The following is a 25,454-nucleotide window of genomic DNA, read 5'->3' as shown; positions in this document are numbered from 1 at the left end:
ACCACCATGTATCAGGCCATCGTCTTCCTTCCGCTGCTCGGCTTCCTGATCGTCGGCCTGTTCGGCACTTCGCTGGGGGCCAAGGCTTCCGAATACATCACCTCCGGCTTCCTGGTGATCGCGGCAGTGCTGTCGTGGGTTGCCTTCTTCTCGGTCGGCTTCGGCGGCGGCGAGGTGTTCACCGTGCCGGTACTGCGCTGGATCCAGTCCGGCGGCCTCGAAGCGTCGTGGGCGCTGCGGATCGATACGCTGACCGTGGTGATGCTGGTCGTCGTCAATACGGTGTCGGCGCTGGTCCATATCTACTCGATCGGCTACATGCATCACGACCCGGACCGGCCGCGCTTCTTCGCCTATCTGTCGCTGTTCACCTTCGCCATGCTGATGCTGGTGACGGCCGACAACCTCGTGCAGATGTTCTTCGGCTGGGAAGGCGTCGGCCTTGCCTCCTATCTGCTGATCGGCTTCTGGTACAAGAAGCCGTCGGCCAATGCAGCTGCGATCAAGGCCTTCGTCGTCAACCGCGTCGGCGATTTCGGCTTTGCGCTCGGCATATTCGGCGTGTTCGTGCTGTTCGGCTCGGTCAATCTCGGCACCATCTTCGCCAATGCGGCGACGTTCATTCCGGCGGAAGGCGCGCCGCAAGGCGCGGCCGTACTGACCTTCCTCGGCTATGCGCTTGATAAGCAGGCCGCGATGACGGTTGTCTGCCTGCTCCTGTTCATGGGCGCCATGGGCAAGTCGGCGCAGGTGCCGCTGCACACCTGGCTCCCGGATGCCATGGAGGGCCCGACGCCGGTCTCGGCACTGATCCATGCCGCCACCATGGTGACGGCAGGCGTGTTCATGCTGGCGCGGCTGTCGCCGCTATTCGAGCTGTCGCATTCGGCACTGACGGTGGTCACCTTCATCGGCGCCTTCACCGCCTTCTTCGCGGCGACAGTCGGTCTTGTCCAGAACGACATCAAGCGCGTCATCGCCTATTCGACCTGTTCGCAGCTCGGCTACATGTTCGTGGCGCTCGGCGTCGGCGCCTATGGCGCGGCGATTTTCCATCTGTTCACCCACGCCTTCTTCAAGGCGCTGCTGTTCCTCGGCTCGGGCTCGGTCATCCACGCCGTCTCCGACGAGCAGGACATGCGCAAAATGGGTGGCCTAAGGACGCTGATCCCGACGACTTACTGGATGATGGTGATCGGCACGCTGGCGCTGACCGGTGTCGGCATTCCGGTAACGATCATCGGCACGGCCGGCTTCTTTTCCAAGGACGCCATCATCGAAGCGGCCTTCGCCGGCCACAATGCGGTCGCCGCATTTGCCTTCATATTGCTGGTCATTGCTGCCTGCTTCACCTCCTTCTACTCCTGGCGGCTGATCTTCATGACCTTCCACGGCGAGCCGCGGGCCAGCCACGAGGTCATGCACCATGTCCATGAATCGCCGCCGGTCATGCTGGTGCCGCTGTTCATCCTGGCGGCTGGCGCGCTGCTCGCCGGTGTGATCTTCCACGGCGCCTTCATCGGCGAGGGCTATGCCGAATTCTGGAAGGCGTCGCTGTTCACGCTGCCGGACAACCAGATCCTGCACGAAATCCACGAAGTGCCGTTATGGGTCGAGTTGTCGCCGTTCATCGCCATGCTGATCGGCTTTGCGATAGCCTGGCAGTTCTATGTTCGCGCGCCGGAAATGCCTCGGAGCGTCGCTGCCAACCATCGCCTGCTCTACGCCTTCCTGCTCAACAAATGGTATTTCGACGAGCTCTACGACTTCCTGTTCGTGCGGCCGGCAAAGCGCCTCGGCCACTTCCTGTGGAAGACCGGCGACGGCACCGTCATCGACGGACTCGGGCCGGACGGCATTTCGGCGCGCGTCGTCGACGTCACCAACCGGGTCGTCAAGCTGCAGACCGGCTATCTCTACCACTATGCCTTCGCCATGCTGATCGGCGTTGCCGCACTCGTCACCTGGATGATGCTCTGATGACCGCCTGGCCGATCCTATCGCTGGTCACCTTCCTGCCGCTGGTTGGTGTGCTGCTCATCCTTTTCGTGCGTGATGACAGCGAGAACGCGCGCCGCAACATCCGCGCCATCGCGCTTTTCACGACTGCGTTCACGTTTGTGATTTCGCTGTTTATCTGGACCGGCTTCGACAATTCGCAACCTGGCTTCCAGTTCGTCGAGAAGTTTGCCTGGCTGGATTCCGGCATCTCCTACCATATGGGCGTAGACGGCATCTCCATGCTGTTCGTCATCCTGACCACCTTCCTAATGCCGCTCTGCATTCTCGCCTCGTGGGAATCGATCGAGAAGCGCGTCAAAGCCTATATGATCGCCTTCCTGCTGCTCGAGACGCTGATGATCGGCGTGTTCTGTGCGCTCGACATCGTCTTGTTCTACGTCTTCTTCGAAGCCGGCCTTATCCCGATGTTCATCATCATCGGCGTGTGGGGCGGCAAGCGGCGCGTCTATGCCTCGTTCAAGTTCTTCCTCTACACCCTGGCCGGCTCGGTGCTGATGCTGCTCGCCATCATGGCGATGTTCTTCCAGTCCGGCACCACCGATATCCCGACGCTTCTGACGCATAATTTCCCGGCCAATATGCAGACCTGGCTATGGCTTGCCTTCTTCGCGTCCTTTGCGGTGAAGATGCCGATGTGGCCGGTGCATACCTGGCTGCCGGACGCGCATGTCGAAGCACCGACGGCCGGCTCGGTGATCCTGGCCGCCATCCTGCTCAAGATGGGCGGGTACGGCTTCCTGCGTTTTTCGCTGCCGATGTTTCCGATCGCATCCGAAATGTTCGCGCCGCTGATCTTCACGCTTTCCGTCGTCGCCATCATCTACACCTCGCTGGTGGCGCTGATGCAGGAGGACATGAAGAAGCTGATCGCCTATTCGTCGGTCGCTCACATGGGCTTCGTTACCATGGGCATCTTCGCGATGAACCAGGAAGGCGTCCAGGGCTCGATCTTCCAGATGCTGTCGCACGGCCTGGTCTCCGGCGCGCTGTTCCTCTGCGTCGGCGTCGTCTACGACCGCATGCACACGCGTGACATCGACGCCTATGGCGGGTTGGTCAACAACATGCCGAAATATGCAACCGTGTTCATGATCTTCACCATGGCCAATGTCGGCCTGCCCGGCACCAGCGGCTTCGTCGGCGAGTTCCTGACCATGCTCGGCGTGTTCCGGGTCAACACCTGGGTGGCGTTCTTCGCCGCCACCGGCGTCATACTGTCGGCGGCCTATGCGCTCTGGCTCTACCGCAAGGTGATCTTCGGCGCACTGACCAAAGAAAGCCTGAAAGGTTTGCTCGACCTGTCGACGCGCGAAAAGGTGATCATCTATCCGCTGGTCGCGCTGGTCATCTTCTTTGGCGTCTATCCGGCGCCGATCTTCGACGCGACGGCCGAATCGGTCAAGGCGCTCGTTACCAATGTCACCGCATCCATCGGCGCCGCGCAGACCGCGGCGGCGAACTGACTGGGGGTTTGCGAACCATGACGCCGGACCTTCTCTCCAGCCTGTCGCTCTCGACGCCAGAGCTGATCCTCGCCATCGGCGCCTTGGCGCTGTTGATGCTCGGCGCCTATTCGCGCGCCAACACCGCCGTCACGGTGAGCGGCCTTGCTGTTGCCGTGCTGGTGATCGCCGGCGCCTGGCTGATCTTTTCCCCGGGGCAGGGCAACGCCTATGGCGAAGCCTTCATCCAGGACCCATTCGCCCGCTTCATGAAGATGTTGGCGCTGGTCGGCTCGGCGGTGACGCTGGTCATGTCGGTTCGCTTTGCCCAGGCGGAGCGTTTCGACAAGTTCGAATATCCGGTGCTGATCCTGCTCTGCACGCTCGGCATGATGCTGATGATCTCGGCCAACGGCATGATCGGGCTCTATCTCGGCCTCGAGCTGCAGTCGCTGGCGATCTACGTGCTGGCGGCGATCAACCGCGATAATCTGCGCTCGACCGAGGCCGGGCTGAAGTACTTCGTCCTTGGCGCGCTGTCGTCGGGCATGCTGCTTTACGGCATCTCGCTGGTCTACGGCTACACGGGCAACACCGGCTTCCAGGAGATCGCCGCGGCGCTCAGCGGCGGCGAGCGCCAGCTCGGCCTCGTCTTCGGCCTGGTCTTTGTGCTGGCCGGCCTTGCCTTCAAGATCTCGGCGGTGCCGTTCCATATGTGGACGCCCGACGTCTATGAGGGCGCGCCGACGCCGGTGACGGCCTTTCTGGCGGCGGCACCCAAAATGGCGGCGATGGCGCTGATGGTGCGCGTCACCATGGGCGCCTTCAAGCCGATCGCCGCCGACTGGCAGCAGATCATCGTCTTCATCTCGATCGCCTCGATGGCGCTCGGCGCATTCGCGGCCATCGGCCAGACCAACATCAAGCGGCTGATGGCCTATTCCTCCATCGGTCATATGGGTTATGCTCTGGTCGGCCTTGCCGCCAACAGCCAGGACGGCGTGCGCGGCGTCGCCATCTACATGCTGATCTATCTGGTGATGACGCTCGGCACCTTCGCCTTCATCCTGGCCATGCGGCGCAAGGAGGGCAATGTCGAGCAGATCAGCGATCTCGCCGGCCTGTCGGCGACCAACCCGATCATGGCGACGATCCTCACCATCATGATGTTCTCGCTGGCCGGTATCCCGCCGCTCGCCGGCTTCTGGGGGAAATGGTACGTGTTCCTCGCCGCCATCAATGCCAACCTCTACGCGCTCGCGATCATCGGCGTGCTGGCCTCTGTGGTGGGCGCCTATTATTATCTGCGCATCATCAAGATCATGTGGTTCGACGAACCGGTCGGCGGCTTCGTGCCGATGGCGACCGAACTGCGCGTCGTGCTCGGCGCCTGCGGCGCTTTCGTGCTGTTCTACGTGCTGATCGGCGGCCCGATCGGAACCTACGCAGCCGCCGCGGCCAAGACCTTCTTCTAACGGAATGACGTTCAGGCTGGCTCCAACCGCGGCTTCGGAAGGGTTCCGGCTCGAGGCGCACGATACGGTCGGCTCCACCAATGCGTTGGCGCTGGAGCACGCGCGGGCCGGCGATCCGGGCAAACTCTGGGTCGTCTCAAAAAAGCAGGAAGCGGGACGTGGCCGCCGCGGCCGCGCCTGGGCGACGCCCGAAGGCAACCTGGCGGCGACGCTGCTGGTGATCACCAACACCGAGCTTCGACTTGCCGCGACGCTCGGCTTCGTTGCCGGACTGGCGCTGGCCGACGCGCTCGACGCCGTCGTGCCGAAAGGCAGGATTGCGATCGGCCTCGATGGTGCGAGCCAGGGCAAGAACCGCTTCGAGTTGAAATGGCCGAACGACGTGCTTGCCTCGGGCGCTAAGCTCGCCGGCATCCTGCTGGAATCGGCGATGCTGGATGGCGACCGTTCGGCGGTGGCTGTTGGCATCGGCGTCAATGTGGTGGCTTATCCTAATGATTTGCCCTATCCAGCGACGTCGCTCAACGCGCTGGGGTCTGCTTGCGATGCCGAGACGCTGTTTCTGGCGCTGTCGGATGCATGGAGCGAGAATGCCCGGCTGTGGAACGAAGGGCGTGGGCTTGCCGCCGTCAGGCGGCGCTGGCTGGCGCGTGCGGCGGGGCTTGGCGGGCAGGTTGCTGTCAGAATTGACGGTAATGTGGTGCGCGGCACCTTCGAGACCATTGACGAAGACTGCCGTTTCGTGATCCGCGACGATGAAGGCTCGGTTCTGACGATCGCCGCCGGCGACGTGCATTTCGGCGCGGTCGCATCGGCCGTCGGTTGACTGGCCAATACGTTTGACTGGCCAGGTATTTGACCAGCTTGAATTTGACCGGCTGACAATTTTGATTGGCCGACAATTTTGACCGGCCCACAATTTGACCGGCCCACAATTTGACCGGCAAGGAAGGAAAGACCATGGCGACAGCGGAAAATGCCGAACTTGTCTTCGTGCCGCTCGGCGGTGTCGGCGAGATCGGCATGAACTTCGCCCTCTACGGCTATGGGCCGGCCAATGCGCGCGAATGGATCGTCGTCGACGTCGGCGTTACTTTTCCCGATGCAACCCTGCCCGGCGTCGACCTGGTACTGCCCGACACCCGCTTCATCGAGGAGAATGTCGCCAATCTGCGCGGCATCGTCATTACCCATGCACATGAGGACCACTACGGCGCGCTGCACGACATCTGGCCGAAGCTCAAGGCGCCGGTCTGGATGACGCCGTTCGGCGCCGGCCTGCTGGAAGCCAAGCGGCAGGGCGAGCAAGGGGCGCCGAAGATCCCGGTGACGATCTACCGGGCTGGCGAGAAATTCACCGTCGGTCCGTTCGAGATCGAGGCCATCCCCGTCGCGCACTCCATTCCCGAACCGATGTCGCTGGCGATCACCACGCCGGCCGGCGTCGTCATCCATACCGGCGACTGGAAGATCGATCCGGCGCCGACGGTGGGGCCGATGACCGACGAGGCACGCTTCCGTGCCTATGGCGACAAGGGCGTGCTGGCGTTGATCTGCGATTCCACCAACGCGCTGCGGGAAGGGGAATCACCGTCGGAAGTGGCGGTGGGCGAGGGCCTCAAAGGTGTCATCCAGAATGCCAAGGGCCGTGTCGCCGTCAGCAGCTTCTCCTCCAATGTCGGCCGCATCGTCTCGATCGCCAAGGCAGCGCGGGATGCCGGCCGCCAATGCCTGGTGCTTGGCCGCTCGATGAAGCGCGTCATCGATGTGGCTGATGAACTCGGTTATATGGACGGGTTGCCGGAATTCATCGCCGAGGAGGATTACGGCTTCATCCCGCGCGAAAACCTCGTCATCATCTGCACCGGAAGCCAAGGCGAGCCGCTTGCCGCACTTGCCAAGCTGTCGCGCGACGAGATGAAGTCGGTGGCGCTGACGGCCGGCGACACGGTGGTGTTTTCCTCGCGCACCATTCCCGGCAACGAGAAGGCGATCCTCGAAATCAAGAACCGCCTGATCGATCTCGGCATCAAGATCATCGAGGACGGCGATGCGCTGGTGCATGTCTCCGGCCATCCACGCCGCAGCGAATTGCGCAAGATGTATGAATGGGTGCGGCCGCAGATCGGCGTTCCCGTTCATGGCGAGGCGGCGCATCTGGTGGCGCAGGGCTCGCTGATGTCGACGTCCGGCATCGGCCAGGTGGCGCAGGTGCGCGACGGCGACATGCTCAGGCTGTATCCGGGTGCTGCCGCCATCATCGACCAGGTTCCGTTCGGCCGCATCTACAAGGACGGAAGGCTGATCGGCAGCGATCAGGCGATGGGCATTCGCGACCGCCGCAAGCTGTCCTTTGCCGGCCATGTCGCCGTCAACGTCGTGCTCGACGACAAATACGAGCTTGCCGGCGATCCCGATCTCGTCGCCATCGGCGTCGCCGAGGCCGACGGCAGCGGCGAGAGCCTGGAAGACCTGATGATCGATGCGGCAATCGGCGCCGTGGACTCCATCCCCCGCCAGCGCCGAAAAGACCTCGACCTGGTCCAGGAGGCGGTGCGGCGCGCGGTGCGCGGCGCGGCCAACGAAGCCTGGGGCAAGAAGCCACTGGTGACAGTGTTCGTCACGCGGTGACGAACAAGGGAATAGGGGAGTAGGGCAGTAAGGGAGTAGGGAAGTAGGAGGTAGGAGCGCAAACAGTCTGCACTTCTAGATCCTTTTTTCCCTACTCCCTACTGCCTTACTCCCCTACTCCCTTAACCCGGGAGTACCCTATGCTCGGACGTCTCAACCATGTCGCGCTTGCGGTGCCGGATCTGGCCGCGGCTGCGGCGGTCTATCGCGATACGCTTGGCGCCCGCGTAACCGCGCCGCAGGCGCTGCCGGAGCATGGCGTTACGGTGGTGTTCGTCGACGTCGGCAACACCAGGATCGAGTTGCTCGAGCCGCTCGGCGAAGCCTCACCGATCGCCGCATTCCTCGAGAAGAATCCGTCCGGCGGCATGCACCATCTCTGCTACGAGGTGGACGACATTGTTGCGGCGCGCGACCGTCTCAAGGCCAGCGGCGCGCGCGTGCTGGGCGACGGCAAGCCGAAGACCGGCGCGCATGGCAAACCGGTATTGTTTCTGCACCCCAAGGATTTCTTCGGCACGCTGGTCGAACTGGAGCAAGCATGAGTTGGGTTTCGTTTGTTGCCCTGTTCTTCGCCACATGGTGGGTGGTGTTGTTCGCCGTCCTGCCGTTCAGCATGCGGACACAGGACGAGGACCGGGACGTGACGCTTGGCACGGTTCCGAGTGCACCGCGCGGACCGCATATGCTGCGCGCGGCGCTGCGCACGACAATCGCCACGCTGGTCCTCATGGGTATCTTCTACGGCATCACGAGAGGGCTTGGCCTCGGCATCGACGACATCCCCCACATCGTGCCGGATTTCAACCAGAGCCCAGCGCATTAGCCGGCTACCTACCGTGTCCGGCTATCCCAGCCTAGCCGACGCCCTGAAATCAAGCTGAGCCAGCAAGGTAAACCCAAAGTAAAGGCCGGGGCGGGCTTGGGCTGACGCGACGTCATGTAGTCTGGTAATCTGTCGCGCTAACCAAATGATTGCACAAAAAAAATGCAAGGCGCGAGGCCTTGCAATTTAAACGCGTCCGATCTGTTTCCGGTGTCCGGCGGCAGCGAGTTACCGCGCCTAGATCGCATCCTCCCAAGACTTTGACCGCGTAGGAGGGCAGATTTTTCTCTACCCTCTCGGTTATGTGGGCACACTAGCCTAAGGCGGGTGAAAATGTCACGAAGAATTTTGCCCGGAAACAGGCAATCTCGTGCTGCAGTGCACAATAGTACGGCAGGCGTTGCTTGCGAAACGCCCAGCAAGCCGCGTGCGGCAATTGCGGCGCCTGTGCAGCGCCTGGGCCGGGTTTCCATTCCGCCATGAAATGGCTATGAAGCCGGGGCAAGCAAGCCTGTGCCGCGCCGATTCCGGCGCCGCCATCCTCTCTCACGGACCAGTTCATGCGTTTGTCGCGCTATTTCCTGCCCATCCTCAAAGAAAACCCGCGCGAGGCCGAGATCGTCTCGCATCGGCTGATGCTGCGTGCCGGCATGATCCGCCAGCAGGGGCAGGGCAGCTTTTCCTGGCTGCCGCTCGGCAAGCGGGTGCTGGACAAGGTCTGCCGGATTATCCGCGAGGAGCAGAATCGCGCCGGCGCGCTCGAAATCCTGATGCCGACCATCCAATCGGCCGAGCTGTGGCGCGAAAGTGGCCGCTATGAAGATTACGGCAAGGAGATGCTGCGCATCAAGGACCGGCAAGACCGCGATATGCTCTACGGGCCGACCAACGAGGAGATGGTCACCGAGATCTTCCGCTCCTACGTCAAGTCCTACAAGGACCTGCCGCTCAACCTCTATCACATCCAGTGGAAGTTTCGCGACGAGGTGCGCCCGCGCTTCGGCGTCATGCGTTCGCGCGAGTTCCTGATGAAGGACGCCTATTCCTTCGACCTCGATTATGAAGGCGCCAAGGCTGCCTATAACCGCATGTTCGTGTCCTACCTCAGGACGTTTACGCGCATGGGGCTGCAGGCTATCCCGATGCGCGCCGACACCGGGCCGATCGGCGGCGACCTCAGCCATGAGTTCATCATCCTGGCCGACACCGGCGAGAGCCAGGTGTTTTGCCACCGCGATTATCTCTCGCTGGCAGTGCCTGGCGCAGACACGGATTTTTCGAACGACGTCGAGATCGGCGCCATCGTCAAGACATGGACGACGCCCTATGCCGCCACCGACGAGATGCATGACGAGGCGGCATGGGAGAAGGTGCCCGCGAGCGACCGGGTCTCGGCGCGCGGCATCGAGGTTGGGCATATCTTCCATTTCGGCGACAAATATTCCAAGCCGATGGGCGCCAAGGTGACCGGCCCGGACGGCAAGGATCATTTCGTTTCTGGCGGTTCCTACGGCATCGGCCCGTCCAGGCTGGTCGCCGCGATCATCGAAGCCAGCCATGACGATAACGGCATCATCTGGCCGGAGGCGGTGGCGCCGTTCGATGTCGGCTTGATCAACATGAAGGCCGGCGATGCCGAATGCGACCGCGTCTGCGGCGAGTTGAATGCCGCCTTTGCCGCCGTCGGCAAGGAGGTGCTCTACGACGACACCGACCAGCGGCCGGGCGGCAAGTTCGCCACCGCCGATCTGATCGGGCTGCCGTGGCAGGTGATCGTCGGGCCGCGCGGCATCGCCGCCGGCGAGGTCGAAATCAAGAACCGCAGGACCGGCGAGCGCGAGACGCTGCCGATCGCGGACGTGAAGCAGCGTTTCGGTGCCGCCGCATGAACAAAGCGGCGGCAGCAAGACCATCGGGCGCCGGGCCTTTTTCCGGCTTCGAGCGCATGGTGGCCTGGCGCTATCTGCGGTCGCGTCGCAAGGAGACGGTGATCTCGGTCATCGCCTCGATCTCCTTCCTCGGCATCATGCTGGGCGTCGCCACGCTGATCGTCGTCATGGCGGTGATGAACGGCTTTCGCGCCGAACTGCTGACGCGCATCCTAGGCGTCAACGGGCACCTGATCGTGCAGCCGCTCGACATGCCGCTGGAGGACTATGCCCAGGTCGCCGGCCGCATCAACGGCGTGCCCGGCGTCAAATACGCCATCCCGCTGATCGACGGGCAGGTGCTGGCGCAAGGCAATGTCGGCGGCGGCACCGGCGCGCTGGTGCGCGGCATACGCGGCGAGGATCTCGGCAAGATCACCATCGTCGCCAACAATATCAAGGAGGGCTCGATCGTCGGCTTCGACACCGGCGAAGGCGTCGCCATCGGCAGCCGCATGGCCGAGAATCTCGGCCTAGTGCTTGGCGATACGATCACGCTGATTTCGCCCGAGGGCGACATCACGCCGCTTGGCACGACGCCGCGCATGAAAGGCTATCCGGTCACCGCGATCTTCGAGGTCGGCATGTCGGAATATGACAGCTCGATCGTCTACATGCCGTTCTCGGAAGCGCAGCTTTATTTCAACATGGACGGCCGGGCGCAGACGATCGAGATTTACGCCGACAATCCCGACAATATCGACGCTCTGAAGCCGAAGGTCGAAGAGGCGGCGCAGCGGCCGATCAGCCTTGTCGATTGGCGGCAACGCAACAAGACGTTCTTCGACGCGCTGCAGGTCGAGCGCAACGTCATGTTCATGATCCTGACCCTGATCGTGCTGGTGGCGGCGCTCAACATCATTTCGGGCCTGATCATGCTGGTGAAGGACAAGGGCCACGACATCGCCATCCTGCGCACCATGGGCGCGACGCGCAGTGCGATCCTGCGCATCTTCCTGATGACCGGGGCGGCGATCGGCGTTGTCGGCACCATTGCCGGCGTGCTGCTCGGCATCGTGATCTGCCTCAACGTCGAGCGCATCCGCCAGTTCTTCTCCTGGCTGGCCAACGAGCGGCTGTTCAATCCCGAGCTTTATTTCCTGAGCCAATTGCCGGCCCGCATGGATGCCAGCGAGACGATCTCCGTCGTTCTCATGGCGCTGGCGCTGTCGTTCCTGGCGACGCTGTTTCCGGCGTGGCGCGCGGCCAGGCTCGATCCGGTCGAAGCGCTGAGGTACGAGTGATGGCCGAGGCCATTATCGAGCTGAAGAGCGTCGAACGGCACTATGTGCAGGGACCGCGCAAGCTGACCATCCTGAACGGCGCCGATTTTTCGCTGAAGCGTGGCGAGATGGTGGCGCTTGTGGCGCCGTCGGGCACCGGCAAGTCGACGCTGCTACACACCGCCGGGCTGCTGGAGCGACCGGACGCCGGCGACGTGATCCTGGCGGGGCGCGCCTGCGGCCGGCTTTCCGACGACGAGCGCACGGCGATCCGCCGCAACGACGTCGGCTTCGTCTATCAGTTCCATCATTTGCTGCCTGAATTCTCGGCGCTGGAAAACATCATGATGCCGCAGCTGATAAAAGGGCTGCCGCGCAAGGAGGCGGCCGAGCGGGCGGCGCAATTGCTCGACTATATGCAGATCGGCAAGCGGGCACAGCATCGCCCCTCCGAGCTCTCCGGCGGCGAGCAGCAGCGGGTCGCCATTGCGCGTGCCGTCGCCAATGCGCCGCTGGTGCTTTTGGCCGACGAGCCGACCGGCAATCTCGACCCGGTGACCGCTTCCTATGTGTTCGAGGCGCTGGCAGCACTGGTCCGGCAATCGGGCCTGGCGGCGCTCATCGCCACTCATAATCACGAGCTCGCCTCGCGCATGGACCGCCGCGTGACGCTGGCCGACGGCAAGGTTGTGCCGCTTTAGGGTGCGCTGCAATTGAGGCGATGACGGCCTGCGAGCTGCCGTGCGCCGTCCCGCCGCTTTCGCGCGCCTGTCGGCCCCGAAACGCCCGGCATCTCCCGCTCAACCCTTTCTTAACCCTGTCGAAATGACCGAGCGCAATTCCGGTGACGCCCGGGCTGCGATCGTTGACATTCGAACAAAATTAGAACAAAATACGAACATACTAACAACAGGAGAGAGTTATGACCGATCTTGTTCAGGATGTCGTTTCGCTGGTGTGCATGAGCACGTTCCTCATTTCCATGGCAATCTGGATCGGCGCGATGTGAGGCTTGAGCTCAAGGGCGGGCTCGATGCTGATGAGCGAGGGCCGCCTTCGCATATTGGCGCAGGCATTGGGCGAGTGTTTCAGCCGGCCTTGCGGGACACTTCGACAGGCGACACCGCGGCGGGCCCGAACACGTCCTCGAAAGCGGATTTCAGCGCCAGGTCGAGGTCGGCCATGGTTACGGGAAGGCCGAGGTCGACAAGGCTGGTGACGCCGTGATCCTGGACGCCGCACGGCACGATGCCGCTGAAATGGCTAAGGTCCGGCTCGACATTGATGGCGATGCCGTGAAAGCTCACCCAGCGCCTCAGCCTTATGCCGATGGCGGCGATCTTGTCCTCGGCCGCCGAGCCGTCGGGCAAAGCGGGGCGGTCCGGCCGAACCACCCAGACGCCGACGCGGTCCTCGCGGCGTTCGCCGCGTACGTTGAAGGCGGCCAGCGAGCCGATGATCCATTGTTCGAGAGCGGCGACGAAGGCGCGGACATCCTCGCGCCGCCGCTTCAGGTCGAGCATGACGTAGGCGACCCGCTGGCCTGGCCCATGATAGGTGTATTCGCCGCCACGCCCGGCGGCAAAGACCGGGAAGCGGTCCGGCTCGATCAGGTCCTCGACGCGGGCGCTGGTGCCGGCGGTGTAGAGCGGCGGGTGCTCGACCAGCCAGACCATCTCGCCGGCGGCGCCGCTCCGGATTGCCTCGGCTCGCGCCTCCATCAGGGCGAGCGCATCGGGATAGGCGGTGAGCCTAGGCTCGATGCGCCATTCGACCGGCGCCGAGCCGGGCAAGGGCAGGAACGACGTGGCGATCTGGCTGCGGTCCGTCATGATATCTCGTCTCGCCACTCATATGGCGGCAATCGGTACAAACGTCCAGTTCCGGCACGTTCGGCCCTTGAAGAGTTATGCCGATGTCCGGCCGATTATTGCTGGCCGCGCACTTGTTTCACCGGAAACGATTTGCTACACGCCGCGGGCCGGTTGGTTCCGGCTCCTACCACGTGCGGTCGTGGCGGAATTGGTAGACGCGCAGCGTTGAGGTCGCTGTGGGGCAACCCGTGGAAGTTCGAGTCTTCTCGACCGCACCAATCAGTCTTCTGGCTGTTCAGTCTTTGGCTGTGGAAGTTATTGCGATTTTTCAGGCTTGTCGCACAGCCGTGCAAATACGGCAAAAAGCCCACTGTCACCGTAATTTGTTAATTCGCGTCCTATGCCGTCTATTCACTTTCCCGGACATCTGAGTTCACGGTTGGTGATGGGCATCGCAGCGAAAGCAAGCACCTTTGCGCTTGCCTTGAAGGCATCCTATTCTGGAGGGTAGCATCCGCTCGTGGGCATAGAATGTCGGTACTGCCTTTCTTAAGAATTTACGCGCCGCTCAACGCGGTGCTGGCTGCGACTGGGCTTGTGGCGGTGGCTGCGCTCACGACACCGGACATGTCCGGGCGAAGCAGACTGGCTTTGGCTGCCGTGCTCGCGGTCATTTGGGGCATCTATCTCCTGGAATTGGCCGAGAAACTGCTCAGGCGCCGGGCGGGAGACGTTCGGGACAGGACGCCGGCAATCGCCATTGATGTGGTCGCGGTTTTGGTTCCACTCGCCGCATTTCTGCTCGTCGGCACGCCCGATCGGAGCCTCTACTGCGCTGTCTGGCTGCTGAAACCGCTGCGCGATTCAACTTTCTTCCCGCTGCTGGGCAGAATCCTGACCAACGAAGCGCGCAACCTGATCGGCGTCGCCACGGTCTTCGGCATCGTTCTGTTCGGTGTTGCGCTCGCAGCCTATGTGATCGAGCGCGACGTCCAACCGCAAAAGTTCGGCAGCATCCCCCAGGCAATGTGGTGGGCGGTGGTCACGCTGTCCACCACCGGCTATGGCGACGCTATTCCGGAAAGCTTCGCCGGCCGCGTCCTTGCCGGGGCGGTCATGATGAGTGGCATCGGCATCTTCGCGCTCTGGGCTGGCATTCTTGCCACGGGCTTTTATCAAGAAGTCCGTCGCGAGGATTTCGTCCGTAATTGGCAATTGGTCGCCGCCGTGCCGTTGTTTCAGAAGCTCGGCCCGGCCACACTGGTCGAGATCGTGCGCGCATTACGACCTCGCATCGTGCCGGCAGGCGCTGTGATCTGCCGCAAGGGCGAGACCGGTGATCAGATGTTCTTCGTCGTGGAGGGGCGCGTCAGCGTCGCGACGCCGAACCCGGTGGAACTGGGCCCTGGCGCCTTCTTCGGCGAGATGGCGCTGATCACCGGCGAACCGCGCTCGGCGACCGTCAGCGCCACAACGGTGGTCTCACTCCTGTCGCTACACTCGGCGGATTTCCAGATGCTGTGCAGCAGCAGCCCGGAGATCGCAGAAATCATTCGCAAAACCGCGCTCGAGCGGCGCGGCGCGGCGCCTAAGGGTTGACCGTACTAGGTGTTCGTCAGGGGGAGGATGCGCTGCCAGGGCGGCCAATTGCCCGCCGACAGTGGCTGGCTGGAACTACATGCTCTGCCGCTGCCGAACCGCCCTCAATACAAATTGCCGCGGAATCGTAGAGAAATGCTTTAAAATCAACGCGGCAGGCGTTGCGGCGCTGCATCTCGAGCGCACCATTAAATTCGAAAGCGGAATCTCTTGCCCGTTGAATTCTTGCACGGCGGGGAGCGTCCTTGTCGGGGCACGTGCTTTTTGCCTGACTGCGATCGCGAGTTTGGCTTATGCGAAGTGGCCATCGGCGGGCATGGCCATCTATCGACAAGCGCGCATAACTATTCGCGCACCAGGCGTCCGGTCGCCCACCAGATCACCGATACAACAACGATCGATGCGTAGCCGTCCACGGCATAGTGCCAGCCAGTGAACACCGATCCGTACAGGATCAGGGCTGCAAAGGTCCAACCCAGAACGCCAAGCCAGCGATTGATCGATGACAGCAAATAGGCGTTCAATACGGCAAAGGCGACATGCATGCTTGGCATGGCCGAGATGCCGCCGCCAAGACTTGGCCGGCCGCTCTGGTAAGCCATCAGGAGATATGCCGCGGGGTCCCTCACCATGTAACTATGGTCCAGCCTGTCCAGGGCCGCATTCAATCCGTGGAAACGATCCACGCCGACAAAGTGGTGGTAGTAAACCGGTCCGACCGATGCCAGCGCCAGGGCCAAGACCGTTCCGAGGATGGACAACGTCAGCGCTGCTGCGCAGAGATAGCGGATGCGGGCAATCTCGTTCGACCAGAGCGACACGAAAAGGATGGTGCCGAACCACTGGTAAAACCAAATGACTTCATAGCTGTTGAAGACGACGGACGACCAATTGTTGCTGTCGAGCTTATGGACGATCTCCCATGGCGGCATCCCGTGCAGCCATTCATCAGCGTCGGCAAACCAGTTGTCGGCATAGTATGGGACGACGGACGGGATGGCGATCTTGTAGGTAGAGAACGCGGTCAAGCTGGCAAAGAAGAACAGCAGCACCAACAGACAACCACGCCAGCGCCCTTGAGCCAAATCCAGTGCGTAGCGAACCGGTTGCCGCCGGCCATGGATTAGCGCGGCACAGCAGACGCCACCGATAAACAACACCGGGATCCCAACAAGAAATTTGTGAGAATAGATTAAGGCAGACGTATAGAATACTTCTGGGTATAGTGCGGATGCGCCTAAAACATACGTCGCCATGAACAATGAGAGGCGCAATTGCCATATGGCGGAGGGCCTGTAGCGAGAGGCTTCCGTGGTTAGGGCCAAACCAATTTACCCGTTCTTAACGTTTCGCCGGAGAGACACATATACCGATAAGGTAAAAACCTTGCCGCCAGGTTTACTTTTCCCCGGTGGTCGACATTTGCCGCCGGCTCGCATGCGACGGATTGTTTCCCTGTAATCTTGCATCCGCATTTGCTGTCCAAGCCCCTGCGTGAAGGGATTGCCCCGGGGGCTGGAAACCGAACTGGTCGGTGCTTAACGCGGCCTGCCGCCTCCTGTTGACGTATCATAAGTTTTAGCTTATCATAAGTCATGATTTATGATTACGCAGGCATGGTGGCCTTGGCCGATCCGACACGCCGCAAGGTGTTCGAGCTCATCGCCGATCGGCCACGCTCGGTCATCGATCTGACGCGAGTGCTTCCGGTCTCGCAGCCGGCGGTATCGCAGCACCTCAAGGTTTTGAAGGAAGCCCGGCTGGTCCGCGCAGAGCCGAAAGGTGCCAGCAACATCTATCATCTCGACCCGCATGGGCTCGGCGAGATGCGCGCCTGGCTCGACCGCATGTGGGGCGATGCGCTCGACGCCTTCAAACGGGAAGTCGACAACAGCAAGGAGAAGAGGAAATGACGACCATGATCAAGCCCGCGCCGGTCAGGAAGTCGGTGACCGTGGAGGTGCCGCTCGACAAGGCATTCGATGTGTTCACCACAGGATTCGGGCGCTGGTGGCCGGCTTCGCACTCGATCGGCAAATCCGCCCTGACGACCGCGGTGATCGAACCGAAAGCCGGCGGCCGCTGGTACGAGATTGGCGAGGATGGGTCACAATGCGATTGGGGCGAGGTTCTCGCCTGGGATCCGCCGTCAAGGCTGACGCTCGCCTGGCGCATTGGAGCCGGCTGGCGCTACGATCCGGCACTGCTGACCGAAGTCGAGATCCGCTTTGTCGCGCTCGGCGAGAACGCGACGCGTGTGGAACTCGAGCACAGGCTTCTGGAGAACATGGGCGAAACCGCAGAGGCGATGCGCGAGGCCTTCGAATCCGAGGGTGGCTGGAGCGGTCTCCTGGACCGCTATGCGGCTGAGGCGAAGCGCCACGCCGCCTGATCGGGAAGCCTTCCATTCCAATACAGCGAGGCCCTCGCACTGTCGGCCTCGCCGTTTTGAATCAGTGTCGATCTGCCCATCTGGTTGACCGGGGCGGGGAGATACGCTGCCCTTTACCTGCCGCCGCGAAGGTTTGCAGCGCCGCAGGTTTGTAGAACGTCTTCTCCTCCTACCCTCCGGTATGCGTTGCGTCGTTTGGACGCGCGAACGGCGCTGTAGCAATTTGCCGTTGCGCATGGTCCTTTCGCAAAATCGATTCCGATTGTCAGGGTCATGCGTTAGACCTGACAGGCACCTTATCCGGAAATCCGATGGCGGGAGGCGCTGGTGGAAGGCCAGGACGAACAGATGACCGGCGCCAGGGCGGCCGAGGAGCGCCGCGCCGACATCTATGACGAGGACGGCGTCATCCTGTCGTCGTTCCTCGCCCAGATCGGTGCCGCGATCGCCGATCGCGATACGCTGACGCTGAAGCGTGAAGTCGACGATCTGCACCAGTCGGAACTCGGCCACCTGCTCGAGGCCCTGCACCCGGAACAGCGCCGCGCGCTGGTCGAATTGCTGGGCAAGGATTTCGATTTTTCCGCGCTGACCGAGGTCGACGAGGCGATCCGCCGCGACATCGTCGACAGTCTGCCCAATGCGCAGATCGCCCAGGCGGTGCAGGATCTCGATTCCGACGATGCCGTCTACATTCTCGAAGACCTCGACCAGGAGGACCAGGACGAGATCCTGTCGCAACTGCCGTTCACCGAGCGGATCAGGCTGCGGCGCTCGCTCGATTATCCCGAAGAGACCGCCGGCCGCCGCATGCAGACGGAGTTCGTCGCGGTGCCGCCCTTCTGGACGATCGGCCAGACCATCGACTACATGCGCGAGGACAACAATCTTCCCGACCGTTTCAGCCAGATCTTCGTCATCGATCCGAGCTTCAAACTGCTCGGGGCCATCGACCTCGACCAGATCCTGCGCACCAAGCGCTCGGTCAAGGTGGAAGAGGTCATGCATGAGACCAGGCATGCCATCCCGGCCACCATGGACCAGGAGGAGGCGGCGCGCGAATTCGAACAATACGATCTTCTGTCCGCCGCCGTCGTCGACGAGAACGAGCGGCTGGTCGGCGTGCTGACCATCGACGACGTCGTCGACGTCATCCAGCAGGAGGCCGAGGAAGATCTGCTGCGCATGGGCGGCGTCGGTGACGAAGAACTCTCGGACAGCATCTTTTCGACCTCGCGCTCGCGCGTGCCCTGGCTGCTGGTCAATCTTTTGACGGCTTTCCTAGCGGCTTCGGTGATCGGCCTGTTCGACCGCACCATCGAGCATATCGTGGCGCTGGCGGTGCTGATGCCGATCGTCGCCGGCATGGGCGGCAATGCCGGCTCGCAGACCATGACCGTCACGGTGCGGGCGCTGGCGACCAGGGACCTCGACATCTACAATGCCGGCCGCATCATCCGCCGCGAAATCGGGGTGGGCTTCATCAACGGCATCATTTTCGCCATCCTGATCGGCCTCGTGGCTGCTGCCTGGTTCCACGATCGCAATCTCGGCGGCATCATCGCTGCTGCGATGATCATCAACATGTTCGTGGCGGCTCTGGCGGGCATCCTTATCCCGCTGCTGCTCGACCGCTTCAAGATCGACCCGGCTGTGGCTTCGGCGGTTTTCGTCACCACGGTCACCGATGTCGTCGGTTTCTTTGCCTTTCTCGGGCTCGCCACATGGTGGTTCGGCGTGCGCTGAACGGCACCTCAATTGACTTTTACGTAAATGCCGTGCGAGGCTTTGGAAGGTGCCTTGTCCGCCGATTCTGTAAACGCCTGGGCGCCGGCGGCGCCGGCCAGTTGGAACTCGCGGCGTGGCCGGGGCATTGGAGTGACGATGCGGGAATATTATTCGATCACGGAACTGACCCGCGAATTCGACGTGTCGACGCGGACGTTGCGCTTCTACGAGGACGAAGGGCTGGTGCAGCCGGTACGGCGCGGCCGCACCCGGCTGTTCCGGCCATCGGACCGGCATCTGATCCGCCAGATCATGCGGGGAAAGAGGCTCGGCTTCTCGATCAACGAGATCCGCGAAATCATCCAGATGTACAGGGAGCCGCCCGGCGAGGTCGGCCAACTCAAATTGATGATCAAGCGAATCGAGGAAAAGCGCGAGCATTTGCGCCAGAAACGCCGCGACCTCGAAGAGACCCTGGCCGAACTCGACCAGGCCGAGGAATCCTGCGTCGAGCGGCTGGTGGAACTCGGCGTCACCACATAGGCGCGGTGTCAGCCTCGGCTCAAATCCAGCGCCGCACCCTTTTGGCGTAGTCCCGGTACTTTTTGCCAAATTTGGCGGTCAGCACCTTCTCCTCGCTCTCGATCGTCAGCTTCTGCGTCAGGAACGCCGCGATGACCGCCAGCGGCAGGAACCAGGCGATCCCCGTGACAAAGGCGAGGCTGACCAGCAGCAATGTGTTGGCGAGGTAAATCGGGTTGCGGCTGACGGCGAAGGGTCCGGTGGTCACCAGATGGTCAGGCACGCCGTTCGGGTTGAGCGTCGTCTTGGCGCGGATCATGGTGCGGATTGCCGTGAACCAGAGCGCCGCAACCGCCACCAACCCCACAAGGCCGGCGGCGAACAGGATGTCGCCGAGAAGATCGCCGATCCACGGCAGCGGATAGAACAGCCCTAGTGCGACGCTGACGATGATGGCGGCGATATAGATCAGCGGTGGCCATGGGATGTGCCCCAGCTTCGGCTGCCCAGGATTTTGCTGCACGGGTTTCGGGTGACTGTCGCTCATTATTGTCCTCCCTCGATTAGCGCGTTCCTGGTTCCGCCGCCTCGGTTTGGGCGGTGCAGGTGCCGGCGAGCTCGCCAATATGCGCCTTCCACTCCGGGGACTGATCGTTGCTGTAGAGCCGGTCAAGCGAGGCTTCGCCCTGGAGAGTGTCCAGCATGCAGGCACAATAGCTGGAGCAGAACCCGGTGTCGCGTGCCTGCTCGCAGGATATCTGGCAGGATTTCAGAAAACTCACCTCCCTGGTTTCGGCCTGCGCCGGCATGAATTGCGAAAACAGCCAGACCGAGCCGATCAGCACCGGCTGATGGATCAAATAGAAGGCAAGGCTGTGCCGGCCGATGAAGACCAGCGGGTTTGCCCAGCGGCCGGGCGCCAAGGCCGACAGCCGCGTCAGTGCGCCGGAGGTGGCGGCGAGCTTGGTAACCGCGATGCCGGCAAGTACGGCGCCGAACCAGGGCAGCAGCGGAACGTAGTCATTGGAGCGCGGGTTGGTCGCCGACAGGCCGACCCACCACAAAGCCGGATGATCGAAAAGCTCGGATCGCAAGTAGAAAGGCGCGGCGATAACGAGGGCCGCCACGGCAAGCGTCAGCAGCGCCGGCAGCCGCAGGAACGCCAGGCCGAGCAAGCTGGCGAGCGCGATCTCGTGCAATATGCCGAAGAAGATGAAGCCGTCGGGCGTGGCGATGCGGGTGACCAGCGATATTGCGAGCGCTGCCCCGGCAACCATGGCGAAGCGCTTCCAGAAGCCGGTCCAGCGGATTTTTTTGCCATGGGCGAGATAGAGGCTGATGCCGACCAGGAACAGGAAGCTCGAGGCGATGCAGCGCGCGTAGATTTTCCACCAGCCGAAGGCGGTGAGGCCGGGATCGGTGTAGCCGAAGAATTCGAGGTCCCAGGTGAAATGATAGCTCGCCATGGCAAGCAATGCGATGCCGCGTGCAATGTCGATAGCGGCGATGCGCTTCGACTTCGGTTGATCCTGAACGGCTGCGCTCGGCGTGTCGATGCTCATTGGTCTCGCTGTCTTGGTTCAGCCCCGGCAAGACGACTATCACGGTTGCCACCGTCAAAAGAAGCAGGGCCTTGCGTCGCGTTGGTGACGGTCGGCGTCAGGGCTGCTTTAGGCCAGAGCCGGAAAGCCTTTGGCCGGCTTCGCTTTTTGCCGTGAAGGCGTCGGTTTCCTGTTACCCGGCCAGGAATCGCCGCGGCAGATTTGTGCTCCAACCCTGCTTCGGGCGATTCGGCTTCGGGGAACACAATGGCTACCCATGTGCGCCATCCGATCTGGCTTGCGGCCTTGCGGCCGGCGGATGCCCGCACCTTCGCCTCGCTCTATGCGGTCGAATCCTTCGCGCGCGCCACCGTGTCCAGCGTCATCCCGATCCAGGCCTATGAGATACTGCACAACGAGCAGATTGTTTCGATCCTCTACACGATCGTGGCGATGCTCGGCCTGTCGGCGACGCTGTTCATGCCGATGCTGATCGCCCGCTTTGCCCGGCGCTGGGTCTATACCGCCGGCGCCTGCCTGCTGGCCGCCGGCTCGCTGTTCTTCGTCACCCATACGCTGGCCGGCCAGGTGGTGGGCATGCTCTGCCGCGTCGTCGGCGCCGGCGCGCTGGCGATCACGCTCAACCTCTACATCATGGACCATATCCGCAAGACCGATTTCATGCAGGCCGAGTCGCTGCGCATGGCGTGGTCGATGCTTGCCTGGACCGCCGGGCCGACCCTCGGCATTTACCTCTACACGCGTTTCGGCATCTATGCCGCGCATGGCGCGGTGGCCGTCTTCGCCATGGCTTTGCTGGCGCTGTTCTGGACCTACCGGCTTGGCGATAACCCGTCGATCCGCCCCGGCAAGACGCGGCCGGTCAATCCGCTGGCCAATATCGGCCGCTTCGTCGCGCAGCCAAGGCTGAGGCTGGCCTGGCTGATCGCCTTCGGCCGCTCCTGCTTCTGGACGACGTTCTTCGTCTATGGGCCGCTGTTCATGGTGATCACCGGCGAGGGCAAGCTCGCCGGCGGCCTCTTGGTTTCGGCCGGCAATGCGCTTTTGTTCATGGCCATCTTCTGGGGCAGGGCAGGAAAGCGTTTCGGCGGCCGGCGCACCATGACGTTCGCCTATTTCGCGATGTCGGCAACGCTGCTGGCGGCCGGCGCCGTCGGCGAGGCCGCACCGCTCATCACCGGCGCCTTGCTGCTTTGCGGTGCCTTCTTCACCATCGCGCTGGATGCGCTGGGCTCGACCGCCTTCATGCGCTCGGTGCGCTCGTATGAGCGGGCACAGATGGCGGCGGTCTACCGCACCTATCTCGACTTTTCCGAACTGACGCCGCCGCTGGTCTATTCCGTGGTGCTGGCGTTCTTCCGCCTGGGCGCGGTTTTCGCGACCCTCGGCCTGCTGGCGGCGATCTGCGGCTTCGTCACCTGGCGCTATCTGCCCAAATCGCTTTGATGTTCGAGCGCCGCATGGCGCTCGCGCACCCAATTGTGGAAGCGGTGCAGTGCCGCATCGAACGCAGGCCGTTCTGTTCGACCGCGCAGATCGCGACGTCGCGGCGCCAGTTCTCCGGTTTGGCGAGGCGGCGCATTCGCCACACGATCCGGCGGAATTTGGTTTGCCGGGCGCGGCGATTCTGCCTATAGTCGCTGATGTCGTCGGTTCCGTTTTGGAACCAAGAGGGAATGCGGTGCGGGCGAAATTGTTTGCCCAATGCCGTGGCTGCCCCCGCAACTGTGTGCGGTAGTCCTCTCCATATGCCACTGAAGGTTCGCCTTCGGGAAGGTGGGGAAGGGCGCTGATCCGCGAGCCAGGAGACCTGCCGGCGACAGGAAACTGACTTCTATGCCCTCGGGTGGAGGGCGAAAGGACAAGACATGAATACCGCTTCCGTCTCGCTCGGCACTTCCGTCTCCTCGCAGTCGCGTTTCATGCAGCTGGCGCTTGCTGCATTCCTCGGCATTTTCGTCATGGGCTTTGTCGGCTTCTCGCATATCGATGCGGTCCACAATGCCGCGCACGACTATCGCCACTCGATGGGCTTTCCCTGCCACTGACAAGGGGCTGACATCATGACACTGTTTCGCAACGTCGTGTTCATCGCGGCGATCGCAGGGCTTGTGGCCGGCGTCGTTCTCGCCTGCATGCAGGCCTACGCCACGGTGCCGCTCATCCTGAAAGCGGAAGTCTACGAACAGGCCGGCGGCGGCCATGACCATGCCGCGGCACCTGCGGCACCGGCCGAAAACGCCGCCGGCACGATGGCTATGAGCAGCGCCGCGCCGGCACCGGCTGAAGCAATGGCTCCGGCGGAAGACGAAGGCTGGGCGCCGGCCGACGGCTTCGAGCGCTTTGGCTTCAGCGTCGTTGCCAATATCGTCACCGGCATTGGCTTCGCACTGGTCCTGGTCGCGGTTTCGGAATTCGCCGGCGGCATCGGCAATTGGCGCCAGGGCCTGTTCTGGGGGCTGGCCGGCTTTGCCGTGTTCACGCTGGCGCCCGGCCTCGGCCTGGCGCCGGAACTGCCGGCGATGCCCGTGGCCGACCTTGTCCAACGCCAGATCTGGTGGTGGGCAACAGTGGTGGCGACAGCGGCCGGTCTCGGCCTTATCGCCTTCCGCAGATCGCTGCCGCTGGCGATCCTTGCCGTGGCGTTGATCGTTGCGCCGCATATTGTCGGCGCGCCGCAGCCCGACAGTTTCGAGACGGCGATCCCGGAAGGCCTGCATCATCAGTTCGTGGTGGCGGTGACGCTGACCAATCTGGTGTTCTGGCTGGTGCTCGGTATGGTCGTCGGGCTGGTGCGCGGACGCTTCACCGGCGCGGCAACCAGCCTGCGCGACAGCTTTGCCTGACCGCGCTGCCGGGGCGCTGACCCTGGTCATCGGCGGTGCGCGCTCCGGCAAGAGCGCGCATGCCGAGAGGCTGGTGAGCGCCTGTCCGGCGCCGTGGAGCTATATCGCCACAGCGCAAGCCTATGACGAGGAGATGCGTCAGCGCATCGCGCGGCACCGCTCGCGACGAGGCGATGGCTGGACGACCATCGAGGCGCCGCTCGACCTTGCCGGCGCGATCGAGGCACTGCCCGACGGCCAGCCGGTGCTGATCGACTGCCTCACGCTGTGGCTGACCAACCACATGCTGGCCGGCCATGATGTCGAGGCCGAATGCCGAAGGCTGGCCGATGTGCTGTCGCGGCCGCGCGGCCCGTGGTTCGTGGTGTCCAACGAGGTCGGCCAGGGCATCGTGCCGGACAATGCGCTGGCAAGACGGTTTCGCGATGCCGCCGGCCGGCTGAACCAGGACGTCGCGGCGGTCGCCAGCACCGTGCTTTTGATGGTGGCGGGGCTGCCGCTCAAGGTGAAATGACATGGCTGATACTATCAATCCCAAGACCATTGAACAGGGGGACGAGGAACGCCACCGCGCCAAGATGGCCAAGCGCAAGGCGGTGCAGGACGCCGAGGTTGCAGCCAAGACGGTCGAGAAGGGGCTGTTGATCGTCAACACCGGGCCGGGCAAGGGCAAGACCACGGCCGCCTTCGGTCTGGCGCTCAGGATGCTCGGCTACGGCAAGCGCGTCGGCGTCGTCCAGTTCATCAAGGGCAGATGGCACACCGGCGAGAAGGACGTGTTTTCCAGTTTTGGCGATCGCGTCGTCTGGTACGCGATGGGCGAGGGCTTTACCTGGGAGACGCAGGACCTGAAACGCGACATCGCGGCGGCCGAGGCCGCCTGGGCGAAGGCGCTCGAGCTGATGGCCGAGCCGTCGATCAGCCTGGTGGTGCTCGACGAGTTGAACATCGCGCTGCGTTACGACTATCTCGACCTCGAAAAGGTGGTCGCGGCGCTGAAGTCACGCCGCGAAGGCTTGCATATCGTCGTCACCGGCCGCAACGCCAAGCCGGCACTGGTCGAGGCGGCCGACCTGGTCACCGAGATGGCCGTGACCAAGCACCACTTCTCCGCCGGCGTGAAGGCGCAGCAGGGGATTGAGTTCTGAGGGGTGTTGCTGGTTTGTCAAGGTCAGCGCTGCCCCTCATCGCCTGCCGGCGACTTCTCCCCGTGAAGGACGGGGACAAGGAGCTAGCCGCAACGCTGGCGATCTCCCTCTCCCTGTCTTTTCACGGGGAGCTAAGGCTGAGGGGCAGCGCCGACCTGAACCGATTATTTGAGGCGTTGCCCTATTTTGTTCTTGCTTTGTGCCGGCAGCTATGCTATTAATTTCGCTATGGTGCTAATTGGCTCCAACGACCCGCCGCTTGGCGGGTTTTTTGTTTCCGTCGATCTCGAGCGCAG

The 25,454-nt window shown here is 62.8% G+C and carries 24 protein-coding genes, 1 tRNA gene and 1 riboswitch; of the genes, 21 read left to right on the top strand and 4 right to left on the bottom strand.

The window, feature by feature from the left end:
• Positions 1-6: 6 nt before the first annotated feature.
• The 10 genes from nuoL to NKI63_RS11235 all read left to right on the top strand — a co-directional run bounded on the left by nuoL (position 7) and on the right by NKI63_RS11235 (position 12,248).
• Positions 7-1,980: an NADH-quinone oxidoreductase subunit L gene (gene nuoL, locus NKI63_RS11280; RefSeq protein WP_352505704.1), complete on the top strand. Its 1,974-nt coding sequence runs from the start codon at positions 7-9 to the stop codon at positions 1,978-1,980.
• A complete protein-coding gene (locus NKI63_RS11275; RefSeq protein ID WP_352450009.1) occupies positions 1,980-3,485 on the top strand; it encodes an NADH-quinone oxidoreductase subunit M in 1,506 nt (501 codons plus the stop codon). The genes nuoL and NKI63_RS11275 overlap by 1 nt, the downstream gene beginning before the upstream one ends.
• Positions 3,486-3,502: 17 nt before the next feature.
• Positions 3,503-4,939 (top strand): NADH-quinone oxidoreductase subunit NuoN, encoded by a 1,437-nt coding sequence (gene nuoN / locus NKI63_RS11270; RefSeq protein ID WP_352477554.1) that lies wholly within the window; start codon positions 3,503-3,505, stop codon positions 4,937-4,939.
• Between the two features lie 4 nt (positions 4,940-4,943).
• Complete coding sequence (locus tag NKI63_RS11265) at positions 4,944-5,765, top strand: biotin--[acetyl-CoA-carboxylase] ligase (RefSeq protein WP_352477556.1); 822 nt, start codon at positions 4,944-4,946, stop codon at positions 5,763-5,765.
• Positions 5,766-5,899: 134 nt separating this feature from the next.
• Complete coding sequence (locus NKI63_RS11260; protein ID WP_352703652.1) at positions 5,900-7,570, top strand: ribonuclease J; 1,671 nt, start codon at positions 5,900-5,902, stop codon at positions 7,568-7,570.
• Between the two features lie 140 nt (positions 7,571-7,710).
• Positions 7,711-8,115 (top strand): methylmalonyl-CoA epimerase, encoded by a 405-nt coding sequence (gene mce / locus NKI63_RS11255; protein WP_352477558.1) that lies wholly within the window; start codon positions 7,711-7,713, stop codon positions 8,113-8,115.
• Positions 8,112-8,396, top strand: a complete 285-nt coding sequence (locus NKI63_RS11250; protein ID WP_254818117.1) for a DUF1467 family protein — start codon at positions 8,112-8,114, stop codon at positions 8,394-8,396. Before mce ends, NKI63_RS11250 begins: the two co-directional genes overlap by 4 nt.
• Positions 8,397-8,956: 560 nt before the next feature.
• Positions 8,957-10,285: a proline--tRNA ligase gene (proS, locus tag NKI63_RS11245; RefSeq protein WP_352821495.1), complete on the top strand. Its 1,329-nt coding sequence runs from the start codon at positions 8,957-8,959 to the stop codon at positions 10,283-10,285.
• Positions 10,282-11,568 carry a lipoprotein-releasing ABC transporter permease subunit gene (locus tag NKI63_RS11240; RefSeq protein ID WP_352477560.1) on the top strand — a complete coding sequence of 429 codons (1,287 nt, stop codon included), beginning with the start codon at positions 10,282-10,284 and terminating at the stop codon, positions 11,566-11,568. Before proS ends, NKI63_RS11240 begins: the two co-directional genes overlap by 4 nt.
• Positions 11,565-12,248, top strand: coding sequence for an ABC transporter ATP-binding protein (locus tag NKI63_RS11235; RefSeq protein ID WP_254818120.1), 684 nt, complete (start codon positions 11,565-11,567; stop codon positions 12,246-12,248). Before NKI63_RS11240 ends, NKI63_RS11235 begins: the two co-directional genes overlap by 4 nt.
• A 387-nt stretch (positions 12,249-12,635) precedes the next feature.
• On the opposite strand, the gene lipB is transcribed toward NKI63_RS11235, so the two are convergent.
• A complete protein-coding gene (gene lipB / locus NKI63_RS11230) occupies positions 12,636-13,379 on the bottom strand; it encodes a lipoyl(octanoyl) transferase LipB (protein WP_352821490.1) in 744 nt (247 codons plus the stop codon).
• A 175-nt stretch (positions 13,380-13,554) separates the two neighbouring features.
• Here lipB and NKI63_RS11225 point away from each other — a divergent pair.
• A tRNA-Leu gene (locus NKI63_RS11225) sits at positions 13,555-13,639 on the top strand.
• Positions 13,640-13,892: 253 nt separating this feature from the next.
• The gene (locus tag NKI63_RS11220) at positions 13,893-14,960 is read left to right on the top strand and encodes a cyclic nucleotide-gated potassium channel (RefSeq protein ID WP_352821487.1); all 1,068 of its coding nucleotides are present in this window, start codon (positions 13,893-13,895) and stop codon (positions 14,958-14,960) included.
• Between the two features lie 344 nt (positions 14,961-15,304).
• Here the strand turns inward: NKI63_RS11220 and NKI63_RS11215 are convergent, their stop codons facing one another.
• The gene (locus tag NKI63_RS11215) at positions 15,305-16,120 is read right to left on the bottom strand and encodes a phosphatase PAP2 family protein (RefSeq protein ID WP_352821549.1); all 816 of its coding nucleotides are present in this window, start codon (positions 16,118-16,120) and stop codon (positions 15,305-15,307) included.
• A 435-nt stretch (positions 16,121-16,555) separates the two neighbouring features.
• Between NKI63_RS11215 and NKI63_RS11210 the strand changes: the two genes are divergently transcribed.
• From NKI63_RS11210 to NKI63_RS11195, 4 genes are all read left to right on the top strand, one after another.
• On the top strand, positions 16,556-16,873 hold the full coding sequence (locus NKI63_RS11210) for an ArsR/SmtB family transcription factor (RefSeq protein WP_023676569.1): 318 nt from the start codon (positions 16,556-16,558) through the stop codon (positions 16,871-16,873).
• Complete coding sequence (locus tag NKI63_RS11205; protein ID WP_254818127.1) at positions 16,870-17,352, top strand: SRPBCC family protein; 483 nt, start codon at positions 16,870-16,872, stop codon at positions 17,350-17,352. The genes NKI63_RS11210 and NKI63_RS11205 overlap by 4 nt, the downstream gene beginning before the upstream one ends.
• Before the next feature lie 348 nt (positions 17,353-17,700).
• Positions 17,701-19,098 carry a magnesium transporter gene (gene mgtE / locus NKI63_RS11200; protein ID WP_502894205.1) on the top strand — a complete coding sequence of 466 codons (1,398 nt, stop codon included), beginning with the start codon at positions 17,701-17,703 and terminating at the stop codon, positions 19,096-19,098.
• 138 nt (positions 19,099-19,236) lie between these two features.
• Positions 19,237-19,623: a MerR family transcriptional regulator gene (locus NKI63_RS11195; RefSeq protein ID WP_254818129.1), complete on the top strand. Its 387-nt coding sequence runs from the start codon at positions 19,237-19,239 to the stop codon at positions 19,621-19,623.
• 19 nt (positions 19,624-19,642) lie between these two features.
• Here the strand turns inward: NKI63_RS11195 and NKI63_RS11190 are convergent, their stop codons facing one another.
• Positions 19,643-20,149: a methyltransferase family protein gene (locus NKI63_RS11190; RefSeq protein ID WP_352454650.1), complete on the bottom strand. Its 507-nt coding sequence runs from the start codon at positions 20,147-20,149 to the stop codon at positions 19,643-19,645.
• 16 nt (positions 20,150-20,165) lie between these two features.
• Complete coding sequence (locus NKI63_RS11185) at positions 20,166-21,164, bottom strand: heparan-alpha-glucosaminide N-acetyltransferase (RefSeq protein WP_352821484.1); 999 nt, start codon at positions 21,162-21,164, stop codon at positions 20,166-20,168.
• Between the two features lie 246 nt (positions 21,165-21,410).
• Here NKI63_RS11185 and NKI63_RS11180 point away from each other — a divergent pair, with 246 nt between their 5' ends.
• The 5 genes from NKI63_RS11180 to cobO all read left to right on the top strand — a co-directional run bounded on the left by NKI63_RS11180 (position 21,411) and on the right by cobO (position 25,158).
• Complete coding sequence (locus NKI63_RS11180; RefSeq protein WP_352821481.1) at positions 21,411-22,610, top strand: MFS transporter; 1,200 nt, start codon at positions 21,411-21,413, stop codon at positions 22,608-22,610.
• Positions 22,611-22,797: 187 nt separating this feature from the next.
• A riboswitch (cobalamin riboswitch) is annotated at positions 22,798-22,996 on the top strand.
• 36 nt (positions 22,997-23,032) lie between these two features.
• A complete protein-coding gene (locus NKI63_RS11175; RefSeq protein ID WP_352821478.1) occupies positions 23,033-23,212 on the top strand; it encodes a CbtB domain-containing protein in 180 nt (59 codons plus the stop codon).
• Between the two features lie 15 nt (positions 23,213-23,227).
• The gene (locus NKI63_RS11170; RefSeq protein ID WP_352821475.1) at positions 23,228-24,010 is read left to right on the top strand and encodes a CbtA family protein; all 783 of its coding nucleotides are present in this window, start codon (positions 23,228-23,230) and stop codon (positions 24,008-24,010) included.
• Positions 24,003-24,524: a bifunctional adenosylcobinamide kinase/adenosylcobinamide-phosphate guanylyltransferase gene (gene cobU, locus NKI63_RS11165; protein WP_352821472.1), complete on the top strand. Its 522-nt coding sequence runs from the start codon at positions 24,003-24,005 to the stop codon at positions 24,522-24,524. Before NKI63_RS11170 ends, cobU begins: the two co-directional genes overlap by 8 nt.
• A gap of 1 nt (position 24,525) precedes the next feature.
• A complete protein-coding gene (gene cobO, locus NKI63_RS11160; protein WP_352821469.1) occupies positions 24,526-25,158 on the top strand; it encodes a cob(I)yrinic acid a,c-diamide adenosyltransferase in 633 nt (210 codons plus the stop codon).
• The last annotated feature ends 296 nt before the right edge of the window (positions 25,159-25,454 follow it).

It is taken from the genome of Mesorhizobium sp. M0410, assembly GCF_040321435.1.
GTDB lineage: Bacteria > Pseudomonadota > Alphaproteobacteria > Rhizobiales > Rhizobiaceae > Mesorhizobium.
The sequence above is the reverse complement of the archived record's forward strand: the minus strand, read 5'-3'. Positions and strand labels throughout refer to the sequence as shown.

Excerpts from the sequence above, each read along its gene's own strand:
- nuoL (WP_352505704.1), top strand. The coding sequence starts at position 7 with ATGTATCAGGCCATCGTCTTCCTTCCGCTGCTCGGCTTCCTGATCGTC.
- NKI63_RS11275 (WP_352450009.1), top strand. The coding sequence starts at position 1,980 with ATGACCGCCTGGCCGATCCTATCGCTGGTCACCTTCCTGCCGCTGGTT.
- nuoN (WP_352477554.1), top strand. The coding sequence starts at position 3,503 with ATGACGCCGGACCTTCTCTCCAGCCTGTCGCTCTCGACGCCAGAGCTG.
- NKI63_RS11265 (WP_352477556.1), top strand. The coding sequence starts at position 4,944 with ATGACGTTCAGGCTGGCTCCAACCGCGGCTTCGGAAGGGTTCCGGCTC.
- NKI63_RS11260 (WP_352703652.1), top strand. The coding sequence starts at position 5,900 with ATGGCGACAGCGGAAAATGCCGAACTTGTCTTCGTGCCGCTCGGCGGT.
- mce (WP_352477558.1), top strand. The coding sequence starts at position 7,711 with ATGCTCGGACGTCTCAACCATGTCGCGCTTGCGGTGCCGGATCTGGCC.
- NKI63_RS11250 (WP_254818117.1), top strand. The coding sequence starts at position 8,112 with ATGAGTTGGGTTTCGTTTGTTGCCCTGTTCTTCGCCACATGGTGGGTG.
- proS (WP_352821495.1), top strand. The coding sequence starts at position 8,957 with ATGCGTTTGTCGCGCTATTTCCTGCCCATCCTCAAAGAAAACCCGCGC.
- NKI63_RS11240 (WP_352477560.1), top strand. The coding sequence starts at position 10,282 with ATGAACAAAGCGGCGGCAGCAAGACCATCGGGCGCCGGGCCTTTTTCC.
- lipB (WP_352821490.1), bottom strand. The coding sequence starts at position 13,379 with ATGACGGACCGCAGCCAGATCGCCACGTCGTTCCTGCCCTTGCCCGGC.
- NKI63_RS11220 (WP_352821487.1), top strand. The coding sequence starts at position 13,893 with ATGTCGGTACTGCCTTTCTTAAGAATTTACGCGCCGCTCAACGCGGTG.
- NKI63_RS11210 (WP_023676569.1), top strand. The coding sequence starts at position 16,556 with ATGATTTATGATTACGCAGGCATGGTGGCCTTGGCCGATCCGACACGC.
- NKI63_RS11205 (WP_254818127.1), top strand. The coding sequence starts at position 16,870 with ATGACGACCATGATCAAGCCCGCGCCGGTCAGGAAGTCGGTGACCGTG.
- mgtE (WP_502894205.1), top strand. The coding sequence starts at position 17,701 with ATGACCGGCGCCAGGGCGGCCGAGGAGCGCCGCGCCGACATCTATGAC.
- NKI63_RS11195 (WP_254818129.1), top strand. The coding sequence starts at position 19,237 with ATGCGGGAATATTATTCGATCACGGAACTGACCCGCGAATTCGACGTG.
- NKI63_RS11190 (WP_352454650.1), bottom strand. The coding sequence starts at position 20,149 with ATGAGCGACAGTCACCCGAAACCCGTGCAGCAAAATCCTGGGCAGCCG.
- NKI63_RS11185 (WP_352821484.1), bottom strand. The coding sequence starts at position 21,164 with ATGAGCATCGACACGCCGAGCGCAGCCGTTCAGGATCAACCGAAGTCG.
- NKI63_RS11180 (WP_352821481.1), top strand. The coding sequence starts at position 21,411 with ATGGCTACCCATGTGCGCCATCCGATCTGGCTTGCGGCCTTGCGGCCG.
- NKI63_RS11175 (WP_352821478.1), top strand. The coding sequence starts at position 23,033 with ATGAATACCGCTTCCGTCTCGCTCGGCACTTCCGTCTCCTCGCAGTCG.
- NKI63_RS11170 (WP_352821475.1), top strand. The coding sequence starts at position 23,228 with ATGACACTGTTTCGCAACGTCGTGTTCATCGCGGCGATCGCAGGGCTT.
- cobO (WP_352821469.1), top strand. The coding sequence starts at position 24,526 with ATGGCTGATACTATCAATCCCAAGACCATTGAACAGGGGGACGAGGAA.